This is a genomic window from Streptomyces sp. NBC_00876 (assembly GCF_045207435.1).
In the GTDB taxonomy this organism is placed as follows: domain Bacteria; phylum Actinomycetota; class Actinomycetes; order Streptomycetales; family Streptomycetaceae; genus Streptomyces.
In genome coordinates this window covers 5,286,532-5,298,821 of the sequence record NZ_CP108800.1, presented here as the reverse complement: position 1 = coordinate 5,298,821, position 12,290 = coordinate 5,286,532, and the positions used below count along the sequence as shown (strand labels likewise).

Below are 12,290 nucleotides of genomic sequence, written 5' to 3'. Positions count from 1 at the left end.
GAGGGACGGATGTTCGTCGACCGTTCGTGGTTCCGTAGCACGCTAGGAAACCTGAACGGCCACCAGATGAACTCGCCCTGTCAGCACGGGAAACTGCGTCACGGGACTCTTCGCCCCGGCTCCCGGCGCATGGAACGGGGCCGCCCGGCGCTCCGAGCGGGCCGCCGTCCACGCCGGATGACCGGTCGGGGACGGCCATGTGAAGGCCGGCGGACCATCAGGTGAACCGCCTTTTCCCTCGCGGGATTTCACGATGTTCGATGACATATTCGACCCACCATGAGGACTCCGTCGATTCTCCGATCGCCGCGCGGCCGGGGTGCCGCGCTGGCCGCCCTGCTCGCCGTCGTGACCGTCTGCGCCGGCGACGCGGTGGCCCGCAGCTACCCCTTCGGCCCGCACACCCGCAGCGTGAACGACCTGGGCAATCAGTTCGTCCCGTTCCACGCCCGGCTCTGGGACCTGCTGCACGGGCAGGCGGACGGCGGGCTGCTGATCAACTGGCAGTCCGGCTTCGGCACCAGCTTCCTGCCGGACCTCGGTACGTATCTGACCAGCCCGTTCGCCCTGCTCGTCGGGGTGTTCCCGAGGGACCGGATCGATCTGGCCGTCTATGTGGTCACCCTGGTGAAGACGGGGGTGGCGGCGGCTGCCATGACCTGGCTGCTCACCGCGTTGCGCCGGGGCCGCGGCCGGGAGTGGCCGGCGGCCGTGCTCGGCGCCTCGTACGCCCTGTGCGGCTGGTCGGTCGCCGAGGCCGTGTACAACCCGATGTGGCTGGACGGCCTGATCGCCTTCCCGCTGCTGTGCCTGGCCGGTGAGTGGGCGCGCACCGCGCGGCGGCCGGTGCCGGCGACGCTCCTGGTGACGCTCGCCTGGGTGTCGAACTTCTACACCGCGTACATGGCCACGCTCGGAGCCGCCCTGGTGCTGGTGGTACGGCTGCTGCTGGAGGACGGGACGTCGCGGGAACGGGTCCGGGCGCTGGTGCGCGCGGTACGGACGGTGCTGCTCGGCATCGGACTGGCCGCTCCGGTCCTCCTGCCGGTCTTCCTCGGCACCCGGCACGCCTACCCGGGCTGGACCCGGGAGTTCGCCCCGGCCGCCTGGCCGGATGTGGCCGCCCGGCTGCTCCCGGCCACGTACGGATTCTTCAGCCCGGCGGTCTTCCTCGGCACCGGCTCCCTGCTGCTGGCCTGCGCGCTCGCCTTTCACCGCGGCGTGCCGCGCGCCGAGCGGTGGGTGTGGCCGGGGCTGGCGGCGGTGGTCACGCTGTCGTTGCAGTGGGGGCCCACGCATCTGCTCTGGCACGCCTTCGCGACTCCGAACGGATCCCCGTTCCGGCAGACGTTCGTGCTCTCCGGGATCGTGGTGATCGCAGCCTGGACCTCGGTGGCCCATGGCTGGCCGGACCGGCGGGCGCTGCTGGGCGGGGGCGGGGTGCTGGTGCTGATCGCCGCGGGCGCCGCGTCCAGCGATCTGGTCACCCGGTGGACGTATCCGCTGTTCGCCGCCGGCCTGGTGGCGGCGGTCTGCGCTCTCGCGCTGGCACGCAGCGGCCGGTTCGCCGTGCTCGCGGTGCTGCTGCTGGTGGGGGCGCAGGCCGGGCAGGCCGCCGCGACCACCGCGTACGCGGACCGCCAGCGGCTGAACCGGCTCGACGACTACGCCCCCTGGGGCGAGCGCCAGAGCCGCCAGGCCGCCGCGGTCGCCGGCGCCGACGGCTGGCCGCGCTACCGCACCGACCCGGGCCTGGAGCAGTCCACCGCCAATGACCCGATGGTGGTCGGCGGGCAGGGCGCGGCGTACTACAGCAGCCATACGCCCGACGTGACCACCCGCACCTTCCTCGCCCTGGGCGGCGGCTGGACCTCGCGCGGCCGCGCCTTGCAGAGCCTGGACAACCCGGTGACCGACGCGGTGTTCTCGGTCGGCGCCCGGGTCCATGTGCCGCGTGATCCGCATCAGGTCTGGAACCGCCCGGACGGCCGGCCGGTGACCGTGACCCGGCAGGACGTGCCGCCGCTGGTGACGGTGCGGCCGTCCGGCTCCGGTGCGTCCGGGTGGGGGCGCTCGCCGTTCCGCAACCAGGAGAAGCTGCTGGGCGCCTCGGTGTACACGCTGCCGGCGACCGCGCTGCGGTCCGCGGACGGCTCGGCGGCCACCGACAGGAACACGGGCACCTACGCGGTGGAGCCCGGCACGTACACCCTGAGTGCGAGCTGCCCCGCGGGCAGCCGGGTGTTCCTGTGGGCGCCCGACCTGTTCGGCACCGCCCGACTTGGTGCGACCGGCGAACCGAACGACGTCCGGGGCGATATGCCCGCGCGCCGGGCCGGGATCCTGCCACTGGGCGCGGGCACGGGCCGGATCGACGTGACGCTGCGGGCGGAGCGGGCGGGGACCGTTCCGCACGAGGCCGTCGGCTGCCTTGATCCGGGGCGCCTGGCCTCGGCGGTGGAGCTGCTGAAGCACACGGGCGCGACCCGGGTCAGCGTCTCCGGCGGCGGCGTGCACGCCGAACTCCCGCCGGGGACCCGGGGGGTGGCCGTGCTGGCCGCGCCCCGGATCGCGGGCTGGAGCTGCGACGGGCGTCCGGCCGGCTCGTATCTCGGCCTGGTCGCGGTGCCGGTCGACGGCGGCCGGACGGCGGTGGACTGCACTTTCCGGCCGCCGGGACTGCGGGCCGGGACGGTTGCCGGGGCGGCCGCGCTGGCGGCCCTGCTCGCCGTGGCGTTCACTCCGGCGGTCCTGGCGCGTGTACGGCGGCGGCGCGCGCGTACGTAGTTTCATGTTCCGGGTGGCGGCCCCGACGGACGCCGAGCCGTACGGGGAGCCGTGGATGATGCCGCGGTGGCGCACCCAGGAGATCCTGCTGGCCCGGCTGCGCGAGCTGTGCGGCGACGTGGTGCGCGACCGCGCTCACCGGCCTCGCCCGGGACGCCGACGGGGTCACCGCACAGCTGCCCACCGGCCCGGCTCCGCGCCTCGTACCTGGTCGCGGCGGACGGCGTGCGCTCCGCCGTGCGGCGGGCGCTGGGCATCGGGATGACCGGGGAGACGGTGGACCCGGCGCCGATGCCGGTGGCCGACGTACGGGTCGCCGAGGACAGTTGAGCCGGTCGAGCGCCCGCGGGGGACCGCTGTCAGCGCGTCGCGCCGGCGCCCTGGAGTCCGGCGACCGGGCCCCCGACGGACCCTCGGAGTGGCGCCACTGGGCCTTGACCTCAAGCGCGGTTGAGTTCCTACGTTCGCCTCATGGACTTCTCACATGACGACGCAGGGCTCGCCAGGCAGCCGATCGGTTACTGGAGCTGGGCCGCGCACACCGCGACCGTGACCCATATCCGTGCCGCCCTGGCCGAGCACGGACTCACCCAGCCCCGGTGGTGGGTGCTGAACCGGCTCGCCGACGCGGACGCGACGGGACGCCCGCGCGCGGAGGTGGTCGCCCTGCTCCGCGGTTACCTCGACGTCGGTGACGACCTGGAGCCCGAGATCGACACGCTGCTCGACCAGGTCCTGATCACCCAGGACGCCGGCGCCCGGCTGCGGCTGACCCCGGCGGGCCACGCACTGAGCACCCGGGCGTACGCAAGCGTCACCCGGGCGAGCGCGGAGATCCACGCCGGCATCCCGCCCGAGGAGTACGTGCGTGCCCTCAAGGTGCTCCAGCGCATGATCCACAACGTCGGCGGCAAGGCCTGGCACGAGTGACGCGGTGCCGGCGGCGCCCGGTCAGACGCTGCTGAATCAGACGCTGCTGAGCGAGAGCTTCGCGGCGAAGCCGAGGAACAGCACGCCCGCCGCCGAAGTGGCTCCGGCCGAGAGCCGCTTGCGGCGGCGGAACGCGGCGGACAGCCGGGTGCCGCCGAAGATCAGCATCGACAGGTACAGGAAGCTGGCGATCTGGAGCAGGGTGCCCAGCAGCAGGAAGGAGAGCGCCGGGTAGGCGTACCCCGGATCGACGAACTGCACGAAGAAGGAGATCAGGAACAGAATGGCCTTCGGGTTGAACAGGCTGACCACCAGCGCCCGCCGGTAGGGCCGCTCCATGGTGCCCGGAGTCCCGGCCCCGTCCGCCGCCTCGCCCGTGAGCTCGGCCACCCGGCGGTGCCGCTCGCGCCACATCGACACCGCGGCCCGCAGCATCCCGATGGCCAGCCAGGTCAGATAGCCCGCGCCGGCGAACTTCACGACGGCGAAGAGCACCGGCGTCGTCTGCAGCAGGGACGAGGCCCCGAGCGCGGACAGCGTCATCAGCACGGTGTCCCCGGTCCACACCCCGGCCGCGGCCACATAGCCGGTCCGCACCCCGCGCCGGGCGGCGACGGACAGCACGTACAGCGAATTCGGCCCAGGCAGCAGAACGATCAGCACCAGGCCGGCGAGATAGGTCGGAAGGTCAGTGACACCCAGCATGATGCGGAGTGTCGCACGCCGGTTCGACACCCTGGACGCGGGGTTCCCCCGGCCTGCCGTCTCACCTCACCAGATCCGCGAAGGCGATGATGTTGTCGGGCCGGTGGCCGCCCTTCAGGTCTCCGCCGCAGGTGATCAGCCGGAGCTCGGGGCCGGCCGTGTCGCCGTAGACCTCGTCGGTCGGGAAGGCGCCCTTGTCGACCTGCTGGAGCCTGCGCACGGCGAACACCGCGTCGGATCCGTCGGCCCGCGTGACGGTGATCCGGTCGCCGACCCGGATCTTCGCCACGTTCTTCAGTACGGCCGGGCCCTCGGCGGTGTCGAAATGGCCGATGAGGACGGCGGGGCCCGTCTCCCCCGGAGTGACGCCCTTGGTGTACCAGCCGATCCGGTCCGCCTGCGCCACGGTCGGGACCTCGACGGTGCCGTCGGCCGCCAGTCCCAGGTCCAGGATCGGGCCCGTGTCGACACCGGCCGAGGGGATGCGGACCCGGACCGGCTCGGAGGCCCGCATCGGGGCGGCGGCCGCGCCGGACGGCGCCGGACCGGCCGGTGAAGTGGCGATGTGCGCCGGCGGGGTGGCGGGGGCGTCGTCACCCGAGGCGCAGCCCGTCAGTACGGCCACGGCGGTGAGGGTGACGAGCGAGGCCGCCGTCAGACGGCGTGCGAACGAGGTGTGCATACGAGACTCCCGGCAGGAAGAACCGGGAGGGGCCGCCGAACTGCGCGACGGCCCCTCCCCCGACGTGTGGCGAACGTGTCCGGCCGGCTCAGCGGCCGGCCGTTGCCGAGCGGCGGCGCAGGACGACGAAGCCGATGCCCGCCGCCCCCAGCGCCGCTGCCCCGCCGACCTCGATCAGCATCGGACCGGCACTCCGCACCGGCTCCGCACCGGCCGCGACGCTGCCCTTCGGAATGACCGAGGTCTGGGAGGACTGTGTGCCGCTGCCGTTGCCGGTGCCCGACCCCGTGTCGTACAGGAAGCTGCATCCCTTGGGGAGCTTCGGGAAGTCCGCGTAGCCCGCCGGGTGTCCGCCGCCCTCCATGTTGAACCTCAGGCGCGGGGCGCTGCTGCTCGGGTTGAGGATCTCGGCGTCGAAGCCGGCGCTCTCGGGCAGCTTCGGGTGCAGGCGGTCGAGGGTGTAGTCCAGGAACGGGCCGCCCGCCGCGTCCTGGAACCGGACGGAGGGGCCGCTCGGGCCGATGCCGAGAAAGGCGGCGGTGCCCCCTCCGATGCTCACCTTGATCTCGGCCACGCACTTGGTGGGTGTCACGGGCCCCTGCCCGCCACCGCCGTGGTCGTTCGCCGAGGTGACGCGGCCGTCGGCGTGCAGCGAGACGGAGATCTCGCCGAAGACCTTGGTGTCCTTGGCCTTGTGCCCCTCGCCCGCGGTCAGAGTGCCGAGCGCGCGGTCGCCCTTGAGGACGGTGGCGGTGTACCAGACGAGCTCGTCGCCGTCCTTGACGCCGTGCTGGTAGACCTTGGCGGTCAGCCCGCCCGTGAGCTTGTCCGTGCGGATCAGGGTGCCCTCGTCCGCCGGCTTCGTCGGCGCCGGTGTGGTCGGTGCCGGTGTGGTCGGTGCCGGGCTGGTGGGTGCCGGGCTGGTGGGTGCCGGCGTGGTCGGGGTGGTGTCGGCCAAGACGGTGGCGGCCGGCACGAGGACGGCGCCTGCCAGGGCGGCCGTGGCGATGGCGGACCGCAGAGCGGTGCGGCGGACCGTGGGACGGATCGTGGGACGGAAAGACATGAACGACTCCGTGGAGAAAGGGCCTTGTGGGCCGAAAGGTGTGGGGGAGTCGCATGCCGCTTCCTCTGTGGGTGGGGCCGCGAGGTGTGGCGGACACTGCACCCATGAATCTAGGTGGCCCTTACAGCGGAGCCGTCCGTTCCCTGTCACAGCCGTGTGACGGAGCCTCAGATTCGCCCCGTCGCCCCTGCCGGCGCAGGACACCACGGTCGCTCCCCACCCCTCATCCAGCGCACCGCCCGCCTCAGAACGCGTCCGTCGGCACGTACGTCCCCCACACCTCCCGGAGCGCGTCGCAGACCTCGCCCACCGTGGCGCGGGCCCGGAGCGCGTCCTTCATCGGGTGGAGCACGTTGTCCGTGCCCCCGGCCGCCTTCCGCAGGGCCGCCAGGGCGCTCTCCACCGCCGCCCCGTCCCGTTCGGCGCGGAGCCTGGCCAGCCGGGCCGCCTGCTGGGCCTCGATCGCCGGGTCGACGCGCAGTGGCTCGTACGGCTCCTCCTCGTCGAGCCGGAAGCGGTTGACACCCACGACGACGCGCTCGGCGCTGTCCGTCTCCAGGGCGATGCGGTAGGCGCTGCGCTCGATCTCGTTCTTCTGGAAGCCGCGCTCGATCGCGTGGACGGCGCCGCCCATGTCCTCGACCTTGCGCATCAGCTCCAGGGCCGCGGCCTCGACCTCGTCGGTCATCGTCTCGACCACGTAACTGCCCGCGAACGGGTCGACCGTGGCCGTCACGTCCGTCTCGTGGGCCAGGACCTGCTGGGTGCGCAGCGCGAGCCGGGCGGACTTGTCGGTGGGGAGCGCGATCGCCTCGTCGAAGGAGTTGGTGTGCAGGGACTGGGTGCCGCCCAGGACCGCGGCCAGGCCCTGCACGGCGACGCGCACCAGATTGACCTCGGGCTGCTGGGCGGTGAGCTGGACGCCCGCGGTCTGGGTGTGGAAGCGCAGCATCAGTGACTTGGGGTTCTCGGCGCCGAACTCCTCCTTCATCACCTTCGCCCAGATCCGCCGGGCGGCGCGGAACTTGGCGACCTCCTCCAGGATCGTCGTACGGGCGACGAAGAAGAAGGAGAGCCGCGGGGCGAAGTCGTCGACGTCCATGCCGGCGGCGACGGCGGTACGGACGTACTCGATGCCGTCCGCGAGGGTGAAGGCGATCTCCTGCGCGGGCGAGGCCCCGGCCTCCGCCATGTGGTAGCCGGAGATCGAGATGGTGTTCCACTTCGGGATCCCGGTGCGGCAGTACTTGAAGATGTCGGCGGTCAGCCGCAGCGAGGGCCCCGGCGGGAAGATGTACGTGCCGCGCGCGATGTACTCCTTGAGCACGTCGTTCTGGATGGTGCCCGTGAGCTGCTGCGCCGGTACGCCCTGCTCCTCGCCCACCAGCTGGTACATCAGCAGCAGGAGTGCGGCGGGGGCGTTGATCGTCATGGACGTGGAGACCTTGTCCAGCGGGATCCCGTCGAACAGCACCCGCATGTCGTCGACCGAGTCGATCGCCACGCCGACCTTGCCCACCTCGCCGGACGCGATCGCCGCGTCGGAGTCGTGACCCATCTGGGTGGGCAGGTCGAAGGCGACGGACAGGCCCGTGGTGCCGTTGGCGATGAGCTGCTTGTACCGGGCGTTGGACTCGGTGGCCGTGCCGAAGCCCGCGTACTGGCGCATCGTCCAGGGACGGCCGGTGTACATCGACGGGTAGACGCCACGGGTGAAGGGGTAGGCGCCCGGCTCCCCCAGTTTCTGCGCGGGGTCCCATCCGTCGAGCGCGTCCGGTCCGTAGACCGGCTCGATGGGCAGTCCCGACTCCGACTCGCGCGTCATCCGCTGTGCCTCCCACTGGAGTTACTAGCTGGTAACAAATGGCTGTCGTGACGGACTGTAGCGGCGGGCCCGTGAGCTGTGGAGAGGGCCGGGCCGGGACCTTGCTCACAGCCCGGAAACCGGTGATCCTCGGGTACTCGATACCGATTTCCCCATCTTGCGCAGGATTCGGCAACCGGGCGGAGCGGGAATCCGTCCCATGAGATACCGGAGACCCAGGGGGCCGAGATGATACGCACCAGCAGGACCGGGCGCGGACACGCGCGCAGAGGCGGCCGGGGGGCCGCCTCGACCACCACCACCGCCGCCGTCGCCGTACTGGCACTGGCCGCCGTGACCGCAGGATGCAAGGCGCCGCCCGCCGGCAGTGCCTCGGCGGCCCCGTCGTCACCGCCGGCGAGCAGCTCGCCCTCCGACGACGCCAAGCCCGGTGCGGGCGAGCCGGGAAAGGCGAGCCCGTCCACGACCGCGGAGCCGAGCTCCCCGCCCGCGTCCGCGCCGGCGCCCCGCCCGCAGGCCAAGGTGCTGATGGCGAGCGGCGCGCAGGGCAAGCAGGTGCGGGAGCTCCAGGCCCGGCTGCGTCAGACCGGCCACTTCGACCGCAGCCCCACGGGCTACTACGGCTCCGTCACCGTCTCCGCCGTGCAGTCGTTCCAGGGCAAGCGCGGGCTGCCGCGTACGGGGAGGACGGACACGGTGACCTGGCAGAAGCTGCTCGGCATGACGCACGAGCCGACGGCCGCGGAGCTGAACCCGCCGACCACCCGCCCGGCCGCGAAGCCGGACAAGCGCTGCATGACGGGCCGGGTGATCTGCATCAGCAAGAACAGCCGGACGCTGGCCTGGATGATCGACGGCAAGGTCGTCTCGTCGATGGACGTACGGTTCGGCTCCCAGTACACGCCCACGCGCGAGGGCACCTTCTCCGTCTACTGGAAGTCCCGGCACCATGTGTCGTCGATCTACCACACGGCCATGCCGTACGCGATGTTCTTCAGCGGCGGTCAGGCGGTGCACTACTCCTCGGACTTCGCGGCCCGCGGCTACAACGGGGCCTCGCACGGCTGTGTCAACGTCCGGGACGAGGGGAAGATCGCCTCGCTGTTCGCCCAGGTCCACAACGGCGACAAGGTCGTCATCTACTGGTGAGGCGCCACGACGGCGGTGGGAATGAGGGGCGCGGGCGGGACCGGGGGAACGTGTCCCGCCCGCGCCATTGCGCCAAGCCGTAGGTACGGGGGGAACCCCGGCTCCGGGCGCTGCCGATGACCAGTCGGCTCATTCTGTACTGCGCCCGCGTGCCGAAAAACGTCACACCTCGTGGCGGAGGGCAGGGTTCGGTCCGGGTTCGGTCCGGGTTCGGTCCGTCAGCGGGCTGCTGCGAAGGCGGCCGGCGCCGACTGCGACGCCTCCGGTTCCGCCGTCCCGGGGTCGGGGGCCACGGCGGCGGAGGAGGGCTCGGGGGCGGGAGTGAACCCGATCGAGGGGAGCGTGCCCGAGCCGTTGCCGTTGCCCGGCCCGGCGTCGCTGTCGCCGCCGCGGTCGTCGCCGTCCTTGGCGAGTATCCGGTCGCAGAACCGGTCCAGGTTGCGGGCGCCCTTGGCCAGCGCCTCGAGACGGCGTTTGCGGTCGGCGTCGAGCTTGCCGTCGCGGTAGTCGCGGCAGGCCTTCAGTGTCTTGGCGTACCAGGCGGCGGACGTGTCGTCGTCATCGGTGGTGTCGGGCTTCCCGTTGCCGCCCTCGGCTCCGGTTCCGCCGGTGCCGTCCGGCGGGCTGTCCGTCGTTCCGCCCTCCGGGTGGTCGCCGGCGTCGGCCCGGTCGTCGCCGGTGCCGTCCTGGCCGGTGGGGCCGGGGCGGTCGGTGCCCTGCCCGGCGGTCCGGCCGGGGACGGGGGTCTCCGGTGACGCGGTGCCGGGGCCGGACGAGGCGGGCGGCGGTGCGGTCGTCTCGTCGTCGGGGGCGAGACCGGAGCCCAGTTCCTCGGGGGACGCGGCCGCCGATACCGACGTGGCCGGTGTGGGGGTGTGCCGGCCGAAGGGGCCGGGCAGTACCCCGGTCCCGGCGGCCACGGCCACCCCGCCGATCGCGCAGCACGCGAGGGAGGCGACCAGGCCGAAGCGGATGGGCCGGCTCCAGCGGATCGGCCGGGCGCCGCGGGAACCCGCGGACCGGGCCGGCGCGCCGGGGGCGGCCCTGCCTATGTGTACGGGTGCGAGCATGCCGGACTCGGCGCGGCCGTCCGCCGGGCCGGCGGTACGGGTGGACGCCGCCCGGCCGGCCCGGGCGGGCCCGGCGGCGGTGCGGGCCGCGGGTCGGGCAACGGCGCGGAAAGCGGCCAGCGCGGCGGCCTCGCCGGGCAGTTCGCCGGTGGCGGGGCGGGCGGCGCGGGCGACGGCGTCCAGGGCCGCTTCGAGCCGCTCGGCGTCCTCGCGGGTACAGCCGTCGGCAGGATCGACCGGTTCCCGGCGGAGCATTTTCTCCGCCGCTTCCTTGTCAAGCCATGCGTACTGCTCGTCGGCCATCACATGTCCTTCTGCGTCCACAGACGCGAATGCGTCACACCGGCGGGCGCCACCAGGCCGGTGCGGGAGGGGCGTTGTGCGGGTACGGCACCGAGTTCCAGCGTGCGGCCCCCACCGTTGTCCTGCGGGGACGACGCCGGGGCCGCGGAGTCGGCCGGTCCCCTGGGGGCACCGACCCCGCCGGCCGGTGCGTCAGCGCGCGGACGGGCCGCTTCCGCGACGCCGGCCGCGGGCAGTCCGCCCCCGTCGCCCGAGTGCTCCGCGCCGTCCGCGCTGTCCGCGCTGTCCGCGCCGTCCGCCCGCAGCAGTTCGGCGAGCCGCTTCAGCCCGCGGTGGGCGGCGGTACGGACCGCGCCCGGACGCTTGCCCAGCGTCTGCGCCGCGCTCTTGGCGTCGAGTCCGACCACCACACGCAGCACCACGGCCTCGGCCTGGTCCTGCGGCAGCTGGGCTATGAGCGACATGGTGCGGCCGGTGGCCAGCGCCTCGATCGCCTCGTCCGCCGTATCGGATCCGGCCGGCTTCTCGGACAGCTCCGTCTCGTCGCCGCCGATGGCGGGCCGCCGGCCCCGCATCCGCAGATGGTCCAGGGCTCGGTTACGGGCTATCCGCGCCGCCCAGCCCCGGAACCGGTCGGCGTCACCGCTGAACCGGTCGAGGTCCCTGGCTATCTGCAGCCACGACTCGGACGCCACGTCCTCGGCGTCCGGCTCCCCCACCAGTGTCCTTATGTAGCCCAGCAGCCGCGGCTGCACAGCGCGGTACACAGTACGGAAGGCGTCTTCGTCCCCGTCCTGCGCCGCGAGCACCGCGGCAGTAAGCCCCGCGTCGTCCCCCAGCACTCCCTCAACCTGCCCTGCTGTCCTGAATCGCAGCTGGTCACCACTGCCGCGCCACCCTGCGCGACTCAGCACGCTACGTCCTTCGCGGGCACCGCGTCCATGACTTGTACAACCCGCAACCTTCCTCGGACACAGTGCGGTGTGACAGAAAACGCAGTCACGGCGCTGAGATGAGTACGGGGTCGTCCTGCGGCCCCGCGGAAGACGACCGGGGCCTCTCCTGTGGGGGGTGGCGGCCCCGGTCGTCGTTCCATTCACCCGCTCTGACCAGGCAGTACGCCGGTCGCGGGCCCTCTGTATGACCCCCCCCTATGACCACCGCGCCGGAGAACCCATGACCGATGATGTGCCGGTGCAGCTGACGTACACAGTCACCTGGCGGGAGATATCCGACGGGCTGAAGATCCAGTTCCGGTACAGCCCGGTCGGACGCTGGTGTCATCGCGTTCTGTGGGGCCTTGCCGCCTTCCTCGGCTTCCTGATCGTGGTCAACGTGGCGGCCAGGGGCGTCGATTCCGTCGGCTCGGGCGTGTGGAACCTCTTCCTGATCTCCTGTTTCGCCCTGATGGCCCTCCGCTGGCTGATGGCCCTGGCCCTGCTGGGCTACGCCAAGCACCTGGGCGAACACCGCGTGACAGTCGACGCGTCCGGCATCAGGACCGTGACCGAGCGGCATACGCACGAAACCAGGTGGAACTTCTACGGACGCTGCGTCGAGGGCCGACGGGTCATCGCGCTGATCACCCCGGACGTATGGGGAACCGGAGTGCTGGTCCTGCCCAAGCGTGGCCTGGCCACCCCGCAGGACGCGGACCGCCTGCGGGAGCTGATCGCCAGACAACTCGCGGCCGCGTAACCGCCCTCGCCGCCCGTCCGCGAACGACCCGTAACCGTCCTCGCCCGTCCGTCCGCGAACGACCCGTAACCGCCC

10 protein-coding genes and 1 pseudogene are annotated in these 12,290 nt (G+C 72.8%); 5 read left to right on the top strand and 6 right to left on the bottom strand.

Annotated features, from left to right (window positions below; translation table 11 throughout):
- Positions 1-279: 279 nt before the first annotated feature.
- The 3 genes and pseudogenes from OG782_RS23395 (at position 280) to OG782_RS23385 (ending at position 3,717) form a co-directional block, all read left to right on the top strand.
- A complete protein-coding gene (locus tag OG782_RS23395; protein ID WP_406453958.1) occupies positions 280-2,787 on the top strand; it encodes a YfhO family protein in 2,508 nt (835 codons plus the stop codon).
- Positions 2,788-2,791: 4 nt separating this feature from the next.
- Positions 2,792-3,102 (top strand): annotated as a pseudogene (locus OG782_RS23390) (FAD-dependent monooxygenase); the annotation flags it as partial.
- Between the two features lie 156 nt (positions 3,103-3,258).
- A complete protein-coding gene (locus OG782_RS23385; RefSeq protein ID WP_406453956.1) occupies positions 3,259-3,717 on the top strand; it encodes a MarR family transcriptional regulator in 459 nt (152 codons plus the stop codon).
- Positions 3,718-3,753: 36 nt separating this feature from the next.
- Here the strand turns inward: OG782_RS23385 and leuE are convergent, their stop codons facing one another.
- The 4 genes from leuE to OG782_RS23365 form a co-directional block, all read right to left on the bottom strand.
- Positions 3,754-4,422 carry a leucine efflux protein LeuE gene (leuE, locus tag OG782_RS23380; RefSeq protein WP_406453954.1) on the bottom strand — a complete coding sequence of 223 codons (669 nt, stop codon included), beginning with the start codon at positions 4,420-4,422 and terminating at the stop codon, positions 3,754-3,756.
- Positions 4,423-4,483: 61 nt separating this feature from the next.
- The gene (locus tag OG782_RS23375; RefSeq protein ID WP_406453952.1) at positions 4,484-5,104 is read right to left on the bottom strand and encodes a class F sortase; all 621 of its coding nucleotides are present in this window, start codon (positions 5,102-5,104) and stop codon (positions 4,484-4,486) included.
- Positions 5,105-5,192: 88 nt separating this feature from the next.
- A complete protein-coding gene (locus OG782_RS23370; RefSeq protein WP_406453950.1) occupies positions 5,193-6,170 on the bottom strand; it encodes a hypothetical protein in 978 nt (325 codons plus the stop codon).
- A gap of 244 nt (positions 6,171-6,414) precedes the next feature.
- Complete coding sequence (locus OG782_RS23365) at positions 6,415-7,995, bottom strand: methylmalonyl-CoA mutase (protein ID WP_406453948.1); 1,581 nt, start codon at positions 7,993-7,995, stop codon at positions 6,415-6,417.
- 228 nt (positions 7,996-8,223) lie between these two features.
- Here OG782_RS23365 and OG782_RS23360 point away from each other — a divergent pair, with 228 nt between their 5' ends.
- On the top strand, positions 8,224-9,144 hold the full coding sequence (locus OG782_RS23360; protein ID WP_406453946.1) for a L,D-transpeptidase family protein: 921 nt from the start codon (positions 8,224-8,226) through the stop codon (positions 9,142-9,144).
- Between the two features lie 218 nt (positions 9,145-9,362).
- On the opposite strand, the gene OG782_RS23355 is transcribed toward OG782_RS23360, so the two are convergent.
- Together OG782_RS23355 and OG782_RS23350 are read right to left on the bottom strand one after the other, a co-directional pair.
- Entirely contained in the window at positions 9,363-10,517 is a 1,155-nt protein-coding gene (locus tag OG782_RS23355) for a hypothetical protein (protein WP_406453944.1), read from the bottom strand.
- On the bottom strand, positions 10,517-11,359 hold the full coding sequence (locus OG782_RS23350; RefSeq protein WP_406453942.1) for an RNA polymerase sigma factor: 843 nt from the start codon (positions 11,357-11,359) through the stop codon (positions 10,517-10,519). The genes OG782_RS23355 and OG782_RS23350 overlap by 1 nt, the downstream gene beginning before the upstream one ends.
- A gap of 334 nt (positions 11,360-11,693) precedes the next feature.
- Here OG782_RS23350 and OG782_RS23345 point away from each other — a divergent pair, with 334 nt between their 5' ends.
- Complete coding sequence (locus OG782_RS23345) at positions 11,694-12,215, top strand: YcxB family protein (RefSeq protein WP_406453940.1); 522 nt, start codon at positions 11,694-11,696, stop codon at positions 12,213-12,215.
- Positions 12,216-12,290 lie beyond the last annotated feature (75 nt).